Below are 18,193 nucleotides of genomic sequence, written 5' to 3' on the forward strand. Positions count from 1 at the left end.
TCTATCCCTGTAAAGCCTGTAATTGCTGTGTCAGTTCTTCGAGCTGGGTACGCTTTCGGGCATCTTCACGAACCGAAAGTTGTTTTTCCAGTTTTTTAATTTGAGTACGTAGTTTTGCCAGTTCAATCGTGGTTTTGGAATCGAGTGCTACAGGTGCATTTTCTGGCTTGCTCGCGACTTCAATCACGGGAAGTTGCTCATTTAAAGCTGAGAAACGTGCAAACAAGGCAGTATCAATTTCTGCACGGACCACCGGCCCCTTACGATCGCTACGCCGTTTTTCTTCACGCTGGATGTGCGCATAGTAACGCTGACGTAGATCATCCTGTTCCGCTATGCGCTGTGGTTCATTTGGTAAAGGCTGATCATCTTCGACTAGGTCAATACAATCTACCGGACAGGGTGGGATGCACAGTTCGCAACCGGTACACAGATCGGTCAGAATGGTATGCATCAGTTTACCGGAACCAATAATCGCATCGACCGGGCAGGCGCTAATACATTTGGTACAGCCAATACATTCATCTTCACGAATTACGGCTTTGATGCGCTGAGGACGACCATCGGCTTGAACTGGCCAGACACTTTCTTCAGCTTGAAGTTTAGGACGATTTAATAATGCAGCCAAAGCATCGGCAACAGGCTGTCCGCCCGGCACACATTTATTGGCATTTTCCCCCTCAGCAATCGACTGGGCATAAGGTAAACATCCGTCACGATGACCGCAGAGTCCACATTGGGTTTGAGGGAGTAAAGCATCAATCGATTGGACCAGAGAAATGGGCGAATTCATGTATAACCAGCGTTACTCATGGCAAGCATGAGAGAGTAAGTGAAACAAAATATGTCGATTCATTAATTTTAACATATTTTTAAACTCCCAAGTCGTGCGCAATTAAGGGTCAACTTGTGCCTTATTATTAGGCATAAATCTGAATGTAAGCCTTGATTCGATTGGCATTTCCTGACATAGAAAAAATTTTCATAATCAATATAAATATTTGTTATCAAATTAATTTTAAAGTATTTTCAAAAAAAGTATTGTAGATTAGTTACAAAAGATATTTAATATTTTGCGCCAAAATTTAACATTGATTGTAAATTTGACCAATTTTGATCCATTTTCTGCTGAGGATTAAGCGTTGAAATACAACACACTTAATGAGTTCCTAGATTACGTAAAATCACGTGATGCACATCAACCAGAATTTCTTCAAGCTGTAGAAGAAGTGATGACCAGTTTGTGGCCGTTCATTCAAAAGAACCCACAATACGCAGCACATGGTTTACTAGAGCGTCTAGTTGAGCCAGAACGTGCGATCCAGTTCCGAGTTTCTTGGGTAGATGACCAAGGTCAGACTCAAGTAAACCGTGCGTTCCGCGTACAATACAACTCAGCGATCGGTCCATTTAAAGGTGGTATGCGTTTCCACCCTTCAGTGAATCTTTCAATCCTAAAATTCTTAGGCTTTGAGCAAACATTTAAAAATGCTTTAACCACACTTCCTATGGGTGGCGGTAAAGGCGGTTCTGATTTTGACCCTAAAGGCAAATCAGAAGGCGAAATCATGCGTTTCTGCCAGGCTTTAATGATCGAGCTGTATCGTCACCTTGGTGCGAACACAGATATCCCTGCAGGTGATATTGGTGTAGGCGGTCGTGAAGTGGGCTACATGGCCGGCATGATGAAAAAATTAAGTAACGACACGGCATGTGTATTCACTGGTAAAGGCTTAACTTTCGGTGGTTCATTGGCACGTCCGGAAGCAACGGGTTACGGTACTGTGTATTTCGCTGAGGAAATGCTTAAGTCTCGTGGCGAAAGCTTCAAAGATAAAGTCGTTGCGATTTCAGGTTCTGGTAACGTTGCGCAATATGCTGCTGAAAAAGCAATGTACCTCGGTGCGAAAGTAGTTTCACTTTCTGACTCTGCCGGTACAGTTCACGTTAAAGACGGTTTCACTGAGGCGCTTCTTGCTGAAGTCATGGAACTTAAAAATGTAAAACGTGGCCGTATTTCAGAATTCGCATCTAAACATGGTTTCGAATATCTTGAAGGACAACGTCCTTGGGGTATCCAGTGCGATATCGCATTGCCATGTGCAACTCAAAACGAACTTGATGCAGACGACGCTGCTCAGCTTCTTGCAAACGGTGTAATCTGTGTAGCTGAAGGTGCGAACATGCCTTCTACACTTGAAGCTGTTGAGAAGTTCGTTGAAGCGAAAATTCTTTATGCGCCAGGTAAAGCATCAAATGCAGGTGGTGTTGCAACTTCTGGTCTGGAAATGTCTCAAAACGCATTGCGTTTAGGCTGGACTTTCGAAGAAGTTGATGAGCGTTTACACGCAATCATGAAAGAAATTCACCGCAACTGCGTAAAATTCGGTACTAAGGAAGACGGTACTGTGAACTATGTTGACGGTGCAAACATTGCTGGCTTCGTAAAAGTTGCTGATGCGATGCTTGCTCAAGGCGTATTTTAAGTCCGACTTAGTCTAAGCTGAAAAAAAACGGGGCTGTTGTCCCGGTTTTTTTATATCTGGTATTTTTAGTTTTAGAGAGCACCCTTAACTATTTCACGCTCAACTGCCATATCAAAAATATAGGCATATTTCGATTGATCAGCTGCCGGATGCTTAATTTCAAAACGTTTAACCCGAATAATCTGCCGTTCATTCGGTGAATGCTGAAAACCGTCAATCTGGTCATAGAATAAAGTCCAGTCTTTATCCACCTGAGTTTTCAGGCCATTCTGATCATATTTCACTTCTTTGACTTGCAAGCAGCTTTTCTGAGCCACGCCGGTACATTGTTTGGTGTCAGGGGAGATTTCCAGAAAAATTGTTTCAGCCTGTCCTTGGTATTTGGTTTCCGGAGTCATTTTCCCGATAAATTCATAGGTTTGACCATTTGCGGCCATCAACGTCAGGGTCGGCTTGTCAGGATCTGTGGTATTGAGCGTAAAAGGAATGTCACGCTTCTGTAAAAGTTGGCTGACAAAACGTTCCTGCTCCATCAATGCTGCATCACAGGCCATTTCAGTGCCTATAACTTCGCTGGTGGTGATGATATTGTTTTTGACTGACCAGGTTGTTCCGAGTCCATTACAGCCCGTCACGGCGCTTAGCCGGCCTTGAGTATCAAAACTGAGTACGATTGGTCGTTCTAGTCCACGATTCAGTTCCCAATGATAGGCTGGAAGAATCTGATCTGCATTTTTTTGTTGGATGGTGGCCACTGCAAGATCTCCAGCTCGTTGAATATCGCTGGACTGACAGGCTGCAAAAGTTAAAGGCAATAATGCCAGCACAATAAATTTTAATTTCATGGACTTATAATGAAGTATATAAAGTTCAAACAATAATAATGGATGTATTGAGAAAAAATATGGATACATTTCGCAGCTTTAAGTTGAAAAATGTATCCATCATTAAGATTTTAGCGCTGAAGCAAGATTAATCGAAGCGATAAATATCCATGCCGAGTGAACCCATGGTAAAACTGCTATGCACCAAACTAAAACGCTGACCTGTGCCCATTGCAAAGAAAATCGGAGCAAAGTGTTCCAGTGTTGGATGATTACGCGCCATATGCGGAATATTGGACCAGTCCAGTACCGCATCATAATCGCTATGCGTCAGTTTATGCACCACAAAATTACGGAAGCCTGAGGCCCATTCGGGTACATCAGCAGCCGATCCATCCCAAGACAGTTCACGTAAATTATGGGTAATACTGCCCGAACCAATTAGCAGGATTTGCTGTTCACGTAAAGGGGCGAGGCTTTGACCAATCTGATAAATTTCATCCGCACTCATCGACATGGGTAAGGAAATTTCTACCACGGGAATGTTGGCATCTGGATACATATGTAGCAGCGGCATCCATACACCATGATCACGCGGACGGGTACTGTTGGCATGTGCAGAAAAGCCGGCATTGGCCAGCAAGCCTAAGACTTTCTCGGCCAATTCAGGATTTCCCGGTGCAGGGTAGCGCAATTGATACAGTTCAGGTGGGAAACCACGAAAATCATGCCAGGTCTCTGGGCGAATTGCGCTACTCACTTCCAGCGCATCACTTTCCCAGTGCGCAGACATCACAATAATCGCTTCCGGGCGTGGCAGATTTTCGCTCAAACGATGCAAGGCAGGACCCACTTGCTCAGGATTCAGTGCCAGCATAGGAGAGCCATGAGAAATAAATAAGCCGGGCAACGTTTGTAAGTTCATAATTCAAACCACATCTGGAAGATGCCTCAATAATGCATGAAAAATAGAAATAAGAGCAGGAGAGATTATTCAACAAAACGTTGCATATAAAGAACGCTTCAGCAAAATCATTAGCCTGCCCGATGGTAAGGATGGTTGTTATTGATACTCATGGCACGATAAAGCTGCTCGATCAGCATGACACGTATCAGTGGATGCGGCAGGGTTAACTTGGAAAGTGACCAGTGCCATGCAGCAGCTTTACGCACGGCTTCCGAGTGACCATCCGGCCCGCCAATCGCAAGTGCCACATCATTGCCTTCCAGCATCCAGCCTTTCATGGTTTCAGCCAGTTTTTCGGTACTGAATTCGCGTCCGCCCACTTCAAGCGCAATCAGAGTTTCATTCTGCTTGAGCGCATTTAAAATGCTGTCGCCCTCAATATTGCGGTATTTCAGAATATCCGCTTCAGAATCATTTTTCCCGCGCTTGGCCATCGGCAGCTCAATAATCTGGGTCTGTACAAAAGGCTGAATACGCTTGAAATAATCTTCAAAACCAGTCAGCACCCACGCTGGCATTTTTTGACCAATGGTCAGGATACGGATTTTCATACAGACAGATCAATAATTGGATACCTCATTATAACGATCAAACAACACGAAGTTGAGCTGGGAAACAAATTGAAATTGAAATGAGAGATTTAGTGTTGCTTTAATGTCCGTAGTTCAAGTATCCGCTTGATAAAGGAATGGAATAATAATAAATGCGGAACAGTGTCATGATAAAAGGATGTTGTACTGTGCTGCTGTTGCTGATAGGCCTCATGGGGCCAAGCCTCTGTGCAGCCAATTCGAGCAAAAATGCTCAGGTCTCTCATCTGGAATTATTTTTTAGCCAGATCATGAGTGTCGACGAATACCGAAATTATAAAAATCTGAAAGAGCTGAATCGGGTATCTGCCTGGATCAAAGGGCAGATGCAGCGCTTTGGCATCCCATGCCAGTTTCAGGTCTATGTGGTCAATAACCTGAGTTACCGAAATGTCATCTGTAGTTTGGATACTCAAGCCAAAACCAAGATGGTGATGGGGGCACACTATGATGTATTTAATGCCCGATACGGTGCTGATAATAATGCCTCAGGGGTAGCGGGTTTACTGGAAACGGCAAGACTACTCGCTTTGCAAAAATCCAAGCTCAAACATGATGTCGAGTTTGCTTTCTATACGCTCGAAGAGCCGCCTTTTTTCAAGACAGAACATATGGGCAGTTATATGCATGCCAAGTCTTTAAAAAAGCAGAAACAGAAAATTAAGGGTGTAGTAATTCTGGATTCGATTGGCTATTTTGATGAACATCAGGTGCAGAGCTATCCCGTCGGATTAAAATGGATTTATCCACGACATGGTAACTTTATTGCGGCGATCGGGCATTTAGCATCAACTGGCCTGACTGGAGATTATTGTGACGCCATGCAGCGTTTTAACCGTCTGGAATGTCAACGCTTTGTCAGCCCAAGTTTTGCTCAGGATATGAATTTTTCTGGTTATCTGAATTATGCCAAATTCAACTATTCGACCATGCTGATTACCGATACTGCAAGTTATCGTAATCCTTATTACAATACCGAGCTGGATACCTTAGACAAGCTTGATCTGAACAAGATGACTCATGTGGTGGATGGGTTGGTTGCTATGGCGTTACAGCCATAATTCAATTGCTTTATTTAACAACTCAATAAAAAACCCTGCCGAAGCAGGGTTTTTTTATAGGAAGCACATCAGGTCTTAATGACGCGCTGCTTTCGCTTCTTCTTTGGTTTTCACAATCGGTGCTTTAACCAGAGCTTTTGGCAGAGAGGTCAGTGCCAGCGGTAAAATCTCGTCAATCGATTTCACTGCTTTGATCTCTAGACCTTCTTTCACATTTTCTGGAATTTCCGCAAGGTCACGTACGTTTTCCTGTGGAATGAACACCAACTTGATGCCACCACGATGGGCTGCAAGCAGTTTTTCTTTCAAACCACCGATACGCAATGCACGGCCGCCCAGACTGGTTTCACCTGTCATCGCGATATCCGGACGAATCGGGATACCTGTGAAAGCAGATACTAATGCTGTAGTCAAAGCCAAACCTGCTGATGGACCATCTTTCGGTGTTGCGCCTTCAGGTAAATGCACATGCACGTCGGTTTCTTCAAAGCGCGAGGCTTCGATGCCGAGTTCATCCGCACGGGTACGCACTACAGTCATCGCAGCGGTAATCGATTCTTTCATGACATCGCCAAGAGAACCGGTGGTAATGAACTTGCCTTTACCTGGGACTGCTGCAACTTCAATAGTTAGTAATTCACCACCGACAGAAGTCCAAGCCAGACCATTTACACGGCCGATTTGTGCTTCTTCTTCCGCCATTCCATAGTCAAATTTATGTGGACCCAAGTAATCTGGAAGATTTCCTGCTGTCACTTCAACCTGAAGATTTTTAGCTTTCTTGCTAACCGCCTCTTTCACCACTTTACGTGCAATTTTTGACACTTCACGTTCAAGGTTACGAACACCGGCTTCACGTGTATAGCGGCGCACGATGTCACGAATCGCTTCTTCATGCACGGTTAATTCTTTGGCACGTAGACCATTGTTCTTGATTGCTTTAGGAACAAGGTAACGGTCCGCAATATTGACTTTCTCTTCTTCGGTATAACCCGGAAGACGAATCACTTCCATACGGTCAAGCAGGGCCTCAGGAATATTCATGCTGTTCGCGGTACAGATAAACATTACTTCAGACAGGTCCAGATCTAGATCCAGATAGTGATCGCTGAACTTGCTGTTTTGTGATGGATCAAGTACTTCAAGCATCGCGGAAGCCGGATCGCCACGGTAGTCTTGCGCCATCTTGTCGATTTCATCGAGCAGGAACAACGGGTTTTTTACACCCACTTTAGTCAATGACTGTACGATTTTACCTGGCATCGCACCGATATAGGTACGACGGTGACCGCGAATTTCAGCTTCGTCACGCACGCCGCCGAGCGCCATACGCACGAACTCACGACCAGTTGCTTTGGCAATTGATTCGCCGAGTGAAGTTTTACCCACACCTGGAGGACCAACCAAACACAGAATCGGACCACGCAATTTTTTCACACGAGACTGAACTGCCAGATATTCCACAATGCGATCTTTGACATCGTCCAGACCATAGTGGTCTGCATCCAGAATTTCCTGTGCTTTGTTCAGATTAATGCTGACTTTGCTGGCTTTATTCCACGGTGTATCTAGAATCACTTCCAGATAGTTGCGTACCACAGCAGCTTCACTCGAAGCAGGCTGCATCGCTTTCAGCTTGCGGAACTCGTTTTCAGCTTTCTTGCGTACATGCTCAGGCAAATCTGCTTCAGCCAGACGTTTTTCAATTTCAGCGACATCATCTTCCGCGCCGCCGTTCATGTCGGAAAGCTCGCGCTGAATGACTTTCATTTTTTCATTCAGGAAGTATTCGCGCTGGTTCTTTTCCATCTGACGTTTAACAGAGTCATGCAGGGTTTGCTCAATCTGCTGTTCTTCAGACTGTTGCAATAGATAAGTCATCAGCTCAGTCAAATGCGCTTCGAATTCGTCATGTTCCAGGAATTTTTGTTTGACATCAATATTCAATGGAACACGGGTTGCGACGAAGAACAATAACTGTAATAGATCTTCAATTTTGTTGGCTGCGGTGATCAGTTCACGCGCATTACGAAGTTTCGCTTCTGCATATTGAGCGAAAAGTGCACGTAATTCCTGCAAGCGCACAGCTTGGGTGTCTGCATCGATGCTCACCGTCATTGGGCTGAGTTCATGCTCTGCTGTCAGATACTCAGTTTCGTCAATGATGGTTTTCAGCTTGGCACGGTGCAAGCCTTCGATCAGGACTTTAATACAGTTTTCATCATTTTCGTGATTCACAACTTGCACAATCTTCGCGACAGTACCGTATTGATATAAATTGTCGTGATCAATTTCTTCTGTAAGCGAATCTTTTTGTGCAACTACAAATACTAGATTGTCACTGTTACGAGCCACATCAACTGCATTGATCGATTTTTCACGACCGACAAACAGCGCAATTTGCATATGCGGATAAACCACCACATCACGCAGCGCCAAAAGGGGTAATACACTTGGAACCTGAGGCTCTAAGGTTTCTTGATTCATAATAATTTCAGACATGAGCACTCCTAATGAGTGACAACGGTGTTGCCATGCTTTTAATAGTGATGGGTAATTTTAAAAATACAAGGGCAGTTAAGATTAAATTGTATGAAAAATGACTAATTATGTGATTTTAAAGTAGTTAGCAAGGGTAAAATTGCAAAATTAACGTTTGAACTTTATAAATATTGTCGGGGTGATTAAAGCATCAAGGGGCTGATCCCATGTTTCACGTTTTAACGGCTGTGCCAGCAGTTGAAAGTCATGTGCCAGACCCAGACGGAACGGACGTCCGGGCGCAGAAGCCAAGGTACGATCATAAAAACCGCCGCCCATACCAATCCGTGTGCCCGCAGTATCACAGGCCAATAGCGGCATGAGCAATAAATCCAGTTTGGAAACATGCACACCACGGGTGCTCATGGGCTCTCGCATACCCAGCCGATGATGGGCAAAGCGTTTGTTATGATATTGATGCTGGCTGATCCGGATCCAGACCAGCTGCTGATTCATGTCGCAAATCGCTGGTAGATACACCTGTTTGCCCAGTTTAAAACAGCGTTCAATAATCGATTGGGTCTGAATCTCCCCAAAAGCATGCAAATACAGGCCAATACGTTGGGCATGAATAAATTCTGGACTGCGGATCAGGCGGTTTAAGACTTTTTGTGCGGACTGCCTTTGCTCAAATTTAGAGAGATGACGACGCGTTTTACGAAGGTATCTTCTTAATTCCTGAATGGTCATAGGGCAAAAAGCATATGCAACAAAATTGTGCTCTAGTCTAAGTGGGAATTCTGGAAAAGTAAAAAATAATTATGAGCTGAAATTTCATATGATTCCATATCTGGTTATTTAAATTCGGCTAATTTTGCCAGCAATCTCAAAGTTAAAAAACTAAAAAAGTATTTATATCACTAATTTTTTTAATATCTCGAAACGGTCAATTCATTTTCTTTGATTCACGATTTTCCAAGCAATCCATCGTTCAGTGACAAACTCTAGAAACGCATCAGTTTAAGCACTTTGAAACAGCTTTCGATCAATAAAAATACAATTCTAAAGTAGGTTTATTCTGTTTTTTGGTGAAAGATAGACAAGGGATCATATGACTATTCTCGACTGATATATGAAACACATTGTGCTTAGGCAGAGCGTGTAAGACCTAAATCAATGGAGATTGAACATGATGAATATTTCGAAGAACACCATCTGCCTTTGGTACGATGACGATGCCGAAGGTGCAGCACGATTTTATGCAGAAACCTTTCCAGACTCCTCAGTTGGCGCGATCAATCTTGCACCCGGAGATTATCCCTCCGGAAAAGAAGGCGATGTTATCACCGTCGAATTTACGGTGATGGGCGTTGCCTGCATTGGACTGAATGGTGGCCCTGATTTTCAACACAATGAAGCATTTTCATTTCAGGTGGCGACTGAAGATCAGGAAGAAACGGACCGTTACTGGAATACCATTGTTGGCAATGGGGGGCAGGAAAGCGAGTGTGGGTGGTGTAAAGACAAGTGGGGCATTTCCTGGCAGATTACGCCAGTGGTCCTCATCAACGCCTGTAACAGTCCTGACCGTGCTGCGGCCAAGCGCGCATTTAATGCGATGATGACCATGAAAAAAATTGACATCTCCGTGATCGAAGCGGCATTTCGTGGTTAAGCGCCAAAGATAAAGATATTGTCTTTCATTCCACTTGATATTGCTGTGTAGCGCAATTTCACTGCAATAGTTAAATCTTCTCCTTTCTTTTGATCAACTCAAATTATCCCTCAACTCTATAAGGATACGTTACAAAAATTACAGATTAATCCAACTTGATCTGAACCTAAACCTAACTTCTTCATGATAATTCAAGGAGAATATGCCATGAATTTTCCTCAATTACTGCTTATTGCGGGATGGGTCGCGCTGTCTGCACCTGCCGCTTTAGCCGTTGAACCGCCCATGTCGGGCAAAGCCAGCTCAGGCGCAGCTTCCTCTGCCGCTGATAAGAAAGCCATTGCAAGTGCCATGACTGCCGCACCTAAAAAAGTAGCCGCTGCTGCCACGATTGTCGCTGTCGGTGCAGATGGCAAAATGCGTACCTTGCGCAAAGGCAATAATGGTTTTACCTGTATGCCGGATAATCCGACCACTCCAGGTCCAGACCCAATGTGTATGGATCAGGCCGCTCTAGAATGGGCAGAAGCCTGGATGGGGAATAAGCCGCCCACAGTCGGGAAAGTAGGCTTCATGTATATGCTGGCAGGGGGCACGGATGCCAGTAATGTCGATCCCTATGCCAAGAAGCCTAGTGCGGGCAATCATTGGGTCAAAACGGGTCCCCATGTCATGATCGTCGGTGCTGAAGCTCGTTTCTATGATATGTATCCTAAGCATACGCAACCGGATACCGCTGTGCCCTATGTCATGTGGTCTGGGACGCCTTATCAGCACTTAATGATTCCTGTGAAGTAATTAATCACCGCAATAACGAATGCACGCTGATTCAAACCTTTCAATTCAGGTATTTAATACACTCAATTTTTATGACTGTCCTAAGCTATAAATAGAATAGTTCACTTAAAAGCTCATCAAAAGATGGGCTTTTATATGAGCATTGCAAAAGTTGAAATGATGCAGATCATGCAATATGAGTTGCAGAATAATTTTTGCACTGAATTGAAAACAGGCTGAACCAAAAACAACCATTCAACGGAGTTCTCCCCAATTTATATATCTTAAATTTAATTAAGATATTGAAAATAAAATAAAAATTAAACTGGCATAAGTTCTGCATAACTGTATTCAAACTTGGATACAAGATTGGACGCAGAATGCTTCATCAGAAAATGATCGACTGGACAGTCCTAAAATGGCGCGGTGCTCATCAGGAAAAACAGCTTGCACTGAATCATCTTGCTCAACGTATTACCCATGTTGAAGTGGGTGATGTCTGGATTTCGGTTGCGACTGCTGCACCTCTTCAAGCAAAAATCGACGCATTTAAAAAAGCTGTATTTGTGGACGGTATGCATCAAAGGCTGCGACAGAGAGCAGCGAACATAGTCGATAGCGGGTTTATAGGCAGCAGCTGAATTAATAAAAAAATGAAACAGAGCCATTCAGCAGATTCAAAAAATAGAGAGAATAAAAGGGGATTCACATGTTTAAAACTGTACTGATTGCAAACCGGGGCGAAATTGCCGTTCGTGCCATTCGCACATTAAAAAAAATGGGCGTAACCAGTATAGCCGTCTATTCAGAAACGGACCGTTATGCACAGCATGTAATTGATGCAGATATTGCAGTGTCCTTAGACGGTACCAAACCGAGTGACACCTATTTAAGTATCGAAAAGCTGATTGCTGCAGCCAAAAATACCGGGGCCGAAGCAATTTTCCCAGGTTATGGTTTTCTGTCAGAAAGTGCTGATTTTGCCCGTGTCTGCGAAGCAAATAGCATTACTTTCATGGGACCAACAGCTGAACAGATTCTGGAATTCGGTTTGAAACACAGGGCACGTGAACTTGCTGCAGCTGCCAATGTACCAATGACTCCCGGTACAGGTCTGCTAAATAGTCTGGACGAAGCCTTGGCAGAAGCTGAAAAAATTGGTTATCCAATTATGCTGAAAAGCACAGCAGGTGGTGGCGGAATTGGCTTGACCCGTTGTGATGATGCAGAAGCACTTCAGGAGGCCTATGAAAGTGTAAAACGTCTGGGTGAGCAGTTCTTTAAAGATGCCGGAGTATTTTTAGAGCGCTTTATCGATCGGGCCCGTCATGTCGAAGTACAGATTTTTGGAGATGGACAGGGACAAGTCGTGGCTTTGGGCGAACGCGACTGTTCTTTGCAGCGCCGTAATCAGAAAGTCGTGGAAGAAACACCAGCGGCTCATTTACCTGAAGCGACGCGACAAAAACTGCATCAGGCGGCAATTGAACTGGGCAAATCGGTGAAATATCGCAGTGCAGGTACGGTTGAGTTTATTTACGATGCAGCACGTGACGAGTTTTATTTCCTTGAGGTGAATACCCGTTTGCAGGTAGAGCATCCGGTGACTGAAATGGTGACTGGTTTAGACCTGATCGAATGCATGTTGAAAATCGCAGCAGGCGATACTTTGGATTGGAAGCATCTACACAGTATTCAGCCTCAGGGTGCAGCGATTGAAGTACGAATCTATGCCGAAGATCCAGTCAAGAATTTCCAGCCGAGTCCAGGGATTTTGACCGATGTCTTTTTTCCGGAAAATGTCCGGGTTGATACCTGGGTGAGTACCGGAACTGAAATTTCTCAATATTTTGATCCGATGATTGCCAAGATTATTGTGCATGCTGAAGACCGTGATATCGCCATTCGTACGCTTAAATCGGCTTTGGCTGAAACCCGTCTGAACGGGATTAGTACCAATCTGGATTATGTGCATACTGTTATTTCAGATCCACGTTTTGAACAGATGCAGATCTGGACACGCATGCTGGATGATTTCAAATATGTCTCGAATGTGATTGAGGTGATTCAGCCGGGTACGCAAAGTTCGATTCAGGATTATCCGGGTCGTGTCGGGTATTGGGATATTGGTGTGCCGCCTTCCGGTCCAATGGATGATTATGCCTTCCGGTTGGCCAATAAAATTGTCGAGAATGTCGAGGCAGCCGCCGGATTCGAATTTACCCTGCAAGGTCCGATCCTCAAGTTTCATGCAGACAATATCATTGCTTTAACTGGCGCACCTTGTCCGGTAACTCTGGATGATGACGCCGTAAATTTCTGGCAGCCTATTCAGGTAAAAGCAGGACAAACCTTAAAAATCGGACAGATGGAATCCGGCTGCCGGACCTACCTGGCCGTGCGAAATGGTCTGAATGTACCGGAATATCTGGGTAGCCGTTCTACCTTTGCGTTAGGCAATTTTGGTGGACATGCAGGCCGAGTGTTACGTGCTGGCGACATGATTAAGATGGTGAATCCGGAGCTGCCGGCCGATGGTCTACCTTTGGCGATTGCAGAACCTAAAGCTTTGGCAACAGCTCTGATTCCAAGTTATGGCAAGGAATGGAAAATTGGTGTGCTCTATGGTCCGCATGGCGCTCCTGATTTCTTTAAAGCTGAATATATTGAGGAGTTTTTTGCGTCAAGCTGGAAAGTGCATTTTAACTCGAACCGTTTGGGTATCCGTTTATCCGGACCGACGCCAAGCTGGGCGCGTGAAAATGGCGGCGAAGCGGGTCTGCATCCATCCAATGTGCATGATTGTGAATATGCTATTGGTGCAATCAACTTTACCGGTGACTTCCCCGTAATCCTTGCCAAAGATGGTCCGAGCCTGGGTGGTTTCGTCTGTCCGGTGACCATTGCCAAAGCTGAACTCTGGAAAATTGGTCAACTGAAAGCCGATGACATGATTAGCTTCTATCCAATCTCGGTAGAGCAGGCCAATGCGCTGGAGCGGCAGCAAATTGAAATCCTCCAAAACTTTGCCAAGGAAGAGATAACCCACGAGGCTGAAGTCGTGGCAGTTCAGGCAGAAAGTATTCTGGCATTGCGTGAAGCCACACCAGATGCACCAAAAGCTGTATATCGTCAGGCAGGTGACAGTTATATCTTGCTGGAATATGGAGATAACGTACTGGATTTGGCCCTGCGCCTGCGCGTACACTGCTTGATGCAACTAATCCGTGAAGCTGATCTTGACGGTATCCTGGAATTGTCACCTGGTGTGCGGTCCTTGCAGATTAAATATGATGGTCTGCAGTGTAGCCAGCAGCAACTGATTCACTTCCTGCTCGGTCTTGAAGAGCAGATGGGCGATTTGCGTGACATTAAAATACCTTCAAGAATTATCCATTTGCCCATGGCCTTCGAAGACTCGGCAACTTTGGGCGCGGTTGAGCGCTATCAGGAAAGTGTCTGTGCCAAAGCCCCATGGCTACCGAATAATGTCGATTTTATTCAGCGGATTAATGGCTTAAGTCACTGCCAACAGGTCAAGGACATTATTTTTGATGCCAATTATCTGGTTTTAGGGCTAGGCGATGTGTATCTGACTGCACCTTGTGCAGTGCCCATTGATCCGCGCCACCGTTTACTGAGTTCAAAATATAACCCCGCGCGTACTTTTACCGCTGAAGGGACAGTCGGGATTGGTGGTATGTATATGTGTATTTATGGCATGGACTCACCGGGTGGCTATCAGTTGATTGGCCGTACCGTGCCGATCTGGAACAAGTTTAAAAAGAACAAGCAGTTTGGCGATCAGCAATGGTTCTTACGCTTTTTTGACCAGATTAAATATTACGAGGTCACTGAGGCCGAACTGGATCAGTTCCGTGCTGATTTCGCCCACGGTCTGGCAGAAATCAAAATTGAGGAATGCGAGTTTGACTTTGCAGCGTATCAGGATTTCCTTGTTGCAGAACAGGACAGTATTGCTGCTTTTAAAGCACAGCAGCACGCTGCTTTTAGTGCCGAGGTGGAACGCTGGAAAGACGAGTTTGATGCACCTGTAGAAATAGAAGTGCTGCAAGATGATACTGATTACAGCCAGTATGTTCCTCTCAATGCCTCTATGACTGGCAATATCTGGAAGATTTTTGTAGAAGCCGGGCAGATTGTGAAAAAAGGCGACACGGTGGCCATTATTGAAGCCATGAAAATGGAACTGCCGGTCTATGCCGATGATGATGGCATCGTTAAAGCGATTATCTGCCGTTCTGGTCAGACCGTGCATAGCGGTGAGCCACTGGTCTATATGGAGTAATGGATTGAGCCATGACTATTGTTCGCAATCCAAGTACTAAAGCGACAGGAAAAAGCTCAGACAATCTGTCTGAGCTGGTTTTCCAGAAAATTAAAAATGACATTTTTGACTTTAAGCTGATGCCGGGAGAGCGGTTTACCGAATCGGAAATTGCTGAAAGCTATGCCGTCAGTCGTACACCTATTCGGCAAGCTTTGTATCGTTTGCAGCAGGAAGGTTATGTCGAGGTGCAGTTTAGAAGTGGCTGGCAGGTCCGGCCACTGAATTTTAAAGCCTATGAAGAGTTATATGATCTGCGAATTTTGCTGGAATGTTATGCAGTTGAACAACTGTGTCAGATGCCTGAAGATCAGTTGAAAGCTGCTCTGGAAATTTTGATTCAAACCTGGTGTATTCAACCAAAATAGTATGTCTATGATCTCAGAAAGTTATCCGCACAAGATGAAGCATTTCATTGTCATTTGGTATTTGCAGCCGGCAATGCAGAAATGGCGAAAATTCACAGTGAGATCAGCGAGAAAATTCGCATCATACGCCGTCTGGATTTTTCCAAGGATTATCGGATTGAGGCTACCTATGCTGAACATCAACAGATTTTAAAGGCGCTGCTTGCCCAAGATGCAGCGTTCTGTCTCTCTATATTAGATGCTCATATCCGGCATAGTCGTAATGAGGTGAAAAAAATCACACTGGAAATGTTGTCCTCTAGTCCTGCGTAAGTTAGTCAGGATAAATTTATTTTTACAACAAGAAAAACATCAGATCTAACTCAAAATTGATAACCAATTCATAACCAGAAAAAACAAGAACCCGCTAGTGGCATCTCAAATTGTTTTTTAAAGTAAGTTGAGGATGATAATAACAAGAGATAAAAATGCTTCATCAGCCTATTCAATTTTTACTTACGGGTGTCAGCTGTGCACTTCTCCTAACCATGACTGGATGTACCATGCCTTCCAAGTCGCCTATCAATGACAGTTATGGTTCCCAGCCACATTTGCCTAAACCAAAATCACGCTTGCTGCCTACAGTCAATATTGCGCCCGCCAAAGGGTGGCCTGAAGGTAAAATGCCGATACCAGCGACAGGTTTAAAAGTTCAGGCATTTGCCAAAGGGTTACAGCATCCGCGCTGGTTATATATATTGCCGAATGGTGATGTGCTGGTGGCCGAAACAGATGCACCGCCCAAGCCAGATGATAGCAAAGGGATTAAAGGCAAAATCATGAAATGGGTAATGCAGCGTGCCGGCTCATCGCACCCCAGTGCCAACCGCATCACGCTACTTCGCGATAGCAATGGAGATGGGGTGGCTGAACAAAAAACCGTATTCTTGCAAAATCTCAATTCTCCATTTGGTATGGCGCTGATTGGTAATAGATTGTATGTAGCCAATACTGATGCCTTGATGCGCTTTCCTTATCAGAACGGGATGACTCAAATAACAGCAGCCGGCACCAAGGTACTGGATTTACCGGCAGGTCGTTTAAACCATCACTGGACTAAAAATGTTATTGCCAATCCTGCCGGCAGCAAACTTTATATCACGGTGGGTTCCAACAGTAACGTAGCTGAAAATGGCCTGGATCAAGAACAAGGCCGGGCACTGATCATGGAATTTGACATAACCAGTGCTCAAGTACGACCTTTTGCCACCGGATTGCGTAATCCGAATGGCATGGACTGGCAACCCCAGAGCAGTGCACTCTGGACGGTGGTAAATGAACGTGATGAACTCGGCAATGATCTGGTTCCTGATTACCTGACCTCTGTCAAAGAAGGCGCTTTTTATGGCTGGCCTTATAGTTATTATGGTCAGCATGTTGATATACGGGTCAAACCGCAAAACCCTGCCTTAGTTGCGCGAGCAATTCCACCGGATTATGCATTGGGCAATCATACTGCATCATTGGGCTTGGCCTTCTATAGGGCAGATCTGATGCCTCAATATCGAAATGGGGCACTGATTGGCCAGCATGGTTCATGGAACCGCAAACCGCATAGTGGCTATAAAGTGATTTTTGTTCCCTTTCAAAATGGACAACCGATGGGCCCACCTCAAGATGTTCTGACTGGATTCTTAAGCGATCAGGGCGATGCATATGGGCGACCAGTCGGTGTAGCAGTAGATTCTTCAGGTACCATTTTGGTTGCTGATGATGTTGGAGACGTGATTTGGCGAGTATCACCCTTGAGTACACCAGCTGCAGTAAGTAAATAAAGGTCTAAGGATTCAGGGTTTTATTCAGATCTAGATCTGTGGAATAGCGAGGTTGAAGTAAAAGCTATTTCATTAAAACATCAATATTTTGATTGAAAATATGCAAAAGCTAGCGGGTTTAAAACAATTTTTAAGCTTCATTTAAGCTGGCTGAATTAGGCTTTCAGGATATTTTTAAGCGTGATTACAGTATGTACAGAGATTCTACTGATCCTATTAAAAATATCTAAATCTAAGTGCCAGTTTTAAGTGCCAATAAAAACTGGATATAAAAGTTAGAACGTTGCAAAAAAGAGGGTTTTAAGAATGAAATCAATTATTGCATTTATCTTCCCTTGGTCATTATTTATGACCATTCATCGACCAGCCGAAGCGACAGTATGCTTAATGCTTCAAATTTCGATTTTAGGCTGGATTCCTGCTGCAATCTGGGCGATACATACTTTATATCGGGATAAAATAGCCTGAAAATAGGAAAATAAGTTACTGAAAGATTCTTTGATTTTGACGGAAGTAATTAAAGCTCTATATTTTTTATAGCGAAAGATTTCTTTCGCATTCCAGATGATGAATAGATCTCTTGCGAAAGTTAATTCAAGAGCATCCAATTCACCATTCCAGCAATTAAATTCATTCTTAGACCAAATCGTTTCCGTCTATTTCTATAGCGTTCTGTTAATATCCGAAAATGTTTAAGTTTGCCGTTGATATGTTCAATTGTGATCCTACGCCGACTGATTTCTTGGTTGATCTGTTTTGCTATTTTGGGTAATGATAAATTCTTAGGTTTCTTGATTGGAAT

At 44.3% G+C, this 18,193-nt stretch carries 15 protein-coding genes and 1 pseudogene; 9 read left to right on the forward strand and 7 right to left on the reverse strand.

Translation table 11 applies throughout. The annotated features are described in order from the left end of the window. Position 1 precedes the first annotated feature (1 nt). On the reverse strand, positions 2–793 hold the full coding sequence (locus WFH18_RS10330; RefSeq protein WP_121979877.1) for an RnfABCDGE type electron transport complex subunit B: 792 nt from the start codon (positions 791–793) through the stop codon (positions 2–4). A gap of 349 nt (positions 794–1,142) precedes the next feature. Between WFH18_RS10330 and gdhA the strand changes: the two genes are divergently transcribed. After that, the gene (gdhA, locus tag WFH18_RS10335) at positions 1,143–2,486 is read left to right on the forward strand and encodes an NADP-specific glutamate dehydrogenase (RefSeq protein WP_121979876.1); all 1,344 of its coding nucleotides are present in this window, start codon (positions 1,143–1,145) and stop codon (positions 2,484–2,486) included. 71 nt (positions 2,487–2,557) lie between these two features. Here gdhA and WFH18_RS10340 read toward each other — a convergent pair whose 3' ends face one another. The 3 genes from WFH18_RS10340 to rlmH form a co-directional block, all read right to left on the reverse strand. Continuing rightward, positions 2,558–3,331 carry an META and DUF4377 domain-containing protein gene (locus WFH18_RS10340; RefSeq protein WP_164543144.1) on the reverse strand — a complete coding sequence of 258 codons (774 nt, stop codon included), beginning with the start codon at positions 3,329–3,331 and terminating at the stop codon, positions 2,558–2,560. A gap of 127 nt (positions 3,332–3,458) precedes the next feature. Continuing rightward, on the reverse strand, positions 3,459–4,235 hold the full coding sequence (locus WFH18_RS10345; RefSeq protein WP_121979874.1) for a DODA-type extradiol aromatic ring-opening family dioxygenase: 777 nt from the start codon (positions 4,233–4,235) through the stop codon (positions 3,459–3,461). Positions 4,236–4,345: 110 nt separating this feature from the next. Continuing rightward, positions 4,346–4,828 carry a 23S rRNA (pseudouridine(1915)-N(3))-methyltransferase RlmH gene (gene rlmH / locus WFH18_RS10350; RefSeq protein WP_121979873.1) on the reverse strand — a complete coding sequence of 161 codons (483 nt, stop codon included), beginning with the start codon at positions 4,826–4,828 and terminating at the stop codon, positions 4,346–4,348. A gap of 167 nt (positions 4,829–4,995) precedes the next feature. On the opposite strand from rlmH, the gene WFH18_RS10355 reads away from it, so the two are divergent. Beyond that, the gene (locus tag WFH18_RS10355) at positions 4,996–5,928 is read left to right on the forward strand and encodes a M28 family peptidase (RefSeq protein WP_121979872.1); all 933 of its coding nucleotides are present in this window, start codon (positions 4,996–4,998) and stop codon (positions 5,926–5,928) included. A gap of 75 nt (positions 5,929–6,003) precedes the next feature. Here the strand turns inward: WFH18_RS10355 and lon are convergent, their stop codons facing one another. Together lon and WFH18_RS10365 are read right to left on the reverse strand one after the other, a co-directional pair. Beyond that, a complete protein-coding gene (lon, locus tag WFH18_RS10360; protein WP_121979871.1) occupies positions 6,004–8,430 on the reverse strand; it encodes an endopeptidase La in 2,427 nt (808 codons plus the stop codon). 147 nt (positions 8,431–8,577) lie between these two features. After that, entirely contained in the window at positions 8,578–9,159 is a 582-nt protein-coding gene (locus tag WFH18_RS10365; protein ID WP_121979870.1) for a 5-formyltetrahydrofolate cyclo-ligase, read from the reverse strand. A gap of 442 nt (positions 9,160–9,601) precedes the next feature. Between WFH18_RS10365 and WFH18_RS10370 the strand changes: the two genes are divergently transcribed. From WFH18_RS10370 to WFH18_RS10400, 7 genes and pseudogenes are all read left to right on the forward strand, one after another. Then, positions 9,602–10,084 carry a VOC family protein gene (locus tag WFH18_RS10370; protein ID WP_171521927.1) on the forward strand — a complete coding sequence of 161 codons (483 nt, stop codon included), beginning with the start codon at positions 9,602–9,604 and terminating at the stop codon, positions 10,082–10,084. Between the two features lie 207 nt (positions 10,085–10,291). Beyond that, on the forward strand, positions 10,292–10,882 hold the full coding sequence (locus tag WFH18_RS10375) for a hypothetical protein (protein WP_121979868.1): 591 nt from the start codon (positions 10,292–10,294) through the stop codon (positions 10,880–10,882). Positions 10,883–11,241: 359 nt separating this feature from the next. Beyond that, positions 11,242–11,502, forward strand: a complete 261-nt coding sequence (locus WFH18_RS10380; protein WP_121979867.1) for a hypothetical protein — start codon at positions 11,242–11,244, stop codon at positions 11,500–11,502. Between the two features lie 68 nt (positions 11,503–11,570). After that, positions 11,571–15,170 carry an urea carboxylase gene (gene uca / locus WFH18_RS10385; protein ID WP_336754811.1) on the forward strand — a complete coding sequence of 1,200 codons (3,600 nt, stop codon included), beginning with the start codon at positions 11,571–11,573 and terminating at the stop codon, positions 15,168–15,170. Positions 15,171–15,181: 11 nt separating this feature from the next. Further along, positions 15,182–15,889 (forward strand): annotated as a pseudogene (locus tag WFH18_RS10390) (GntR family transcriptional regulator). A gap of 215 nt (positions 15,890–16,104) precedes the next feature. Then, entirely contained in the window at positions 16,105–17,391 is a 1,287-nt protein-coding gene (locus WFH18_RS10395) for a PQQ-dependent sugar dehydrogenase (protein ID WP_228277119.1), read from the forward strand. A gap of 306 nt (positions 17,392–17,697) precedes the next feature. Further along, positions 17,698–17,859, forward strand: a complete 162-nt coding sequence (locus tag WFH18_RS10400) for a YqaE/Pmp3 family membrane protein (RefSeq protein ID WP_121979864.1) — start codon at positions 17,698–17,700, stop codon at positions 17,857–17,859. A gap of 121 nt (positions 17,860–17,980) precedes the next feature. On the opposite strand, the gene WFH18_RS10405 is transcribed toward WFH18_RS10400, so the two are convergent. Next, positions 17,981–18,193: transposase (locus WFH18_RS10405; RefSeq protein WP_336754813.1), on the reverse strand; the 213-nt coding region annotated here is incomplete at its 5' end.

The sequence above is a fragment of the Acinetobacter sp. USHLN143 genome (genome assembly GCF_037145695.1).
In the GTDB taxonomy this organism is placed as follows: domain Bacteria; phylum Pseudomonadota; class Gammaproteobacteria; order Pseudomonadales; family Moraxellaceae; genus Acinetobacter; species Acinetobacter fasciculus.

Bases quoted from the DNA above. Each gene is read 5' to 3' on its own strand.
- lon (WP_121979871.1), bottom strand. From the start codon at position 8,430: ATGTCTGAAATTATTATGAATCAAGAAACCTTAGAGCCTCAGGTTCCA.
- WFH18_RS10370 (WP_171521927.1), top strand. From the start codon at position 9,602: ATGAATATTTCGAAGAACACCATCTGCCTTTGGTACGATGACGATGCC.
- WFH18_RS10340 (WP_164543144.1), bottom strand. From the start codon at position 3,331: ATGAAATTAAAATTTATTGTGCTGGCATTATTGCCTTTAACTTTTGCA.
- uca (WP_336754811.1), top strand. From the start codon at position 11,571: ATGTTTAAAACTGTACTGATTGCAAACCGGGGCGAAATTGCCGTTCGT.
- WFH18_RS10395 (WP_228277119.1), top strand. From the start codon at position 16,105: ATGACTGGATGTACCATGCCTTCCAAGTCGCCTATCAATGACAGTTAT.
- WFH18_RS10365 (WP_121979870.1), bottom strand. From the start codon at position 9,159: ATGACCATTCAGGAATTAAGAAGATACCTTCGTAAAACGCGTCGTCAT.
- WFH18_RS10330 (WP_121979877.1), bottom strand. From the start codon at position 793: ATGAATTCGCCCATTTCTCTGGTCCAATCGATTGATGCTTTACTCCCT.
- WFH18_RS10400 (WP_121979864.1), top strand. From the start codon at position 17,698: ATGAAATCAATTATTGCATTTATCTTCCCTTGGTCATTATTTATGACC.
- WFH18_RS10380 (WP_121979867.1), top strand. From the start codon at position 11,242: ATGCTTCATCAGAAAATGATCGACTGGACAGTCCTAAAATGGCGCGGT.
- WFH18_RS10355 (WP_121979872.1), top strand. From the start codon at position 4,996: ATGATAAAAGGATGTTGTACTGTGCTGCTGTTGCTGATAGGCCTCATG.
- WFH18_RS10375 (WP_121979868.1), top strand. From the start codon at position 10,292: ATGAATTTTCCTCAATTACTGCTTATTGCGGGATGGGTCGCGCTGTCT.
- WFH18_RS10345 (WP_121979874.1), bottom strand. From the start codon at position 4,235: ATGAACTTACAAACGTTGCCCGGCTTATTTATTTCTCATGGCTCTCCT.
- rlmH (WP_121979873.1), bottom strand. From the start codon at position 4,828: ATGAAAATCCGTATCCTGACCATTGGTCAAAAAATGCCAGCGTGGGTG.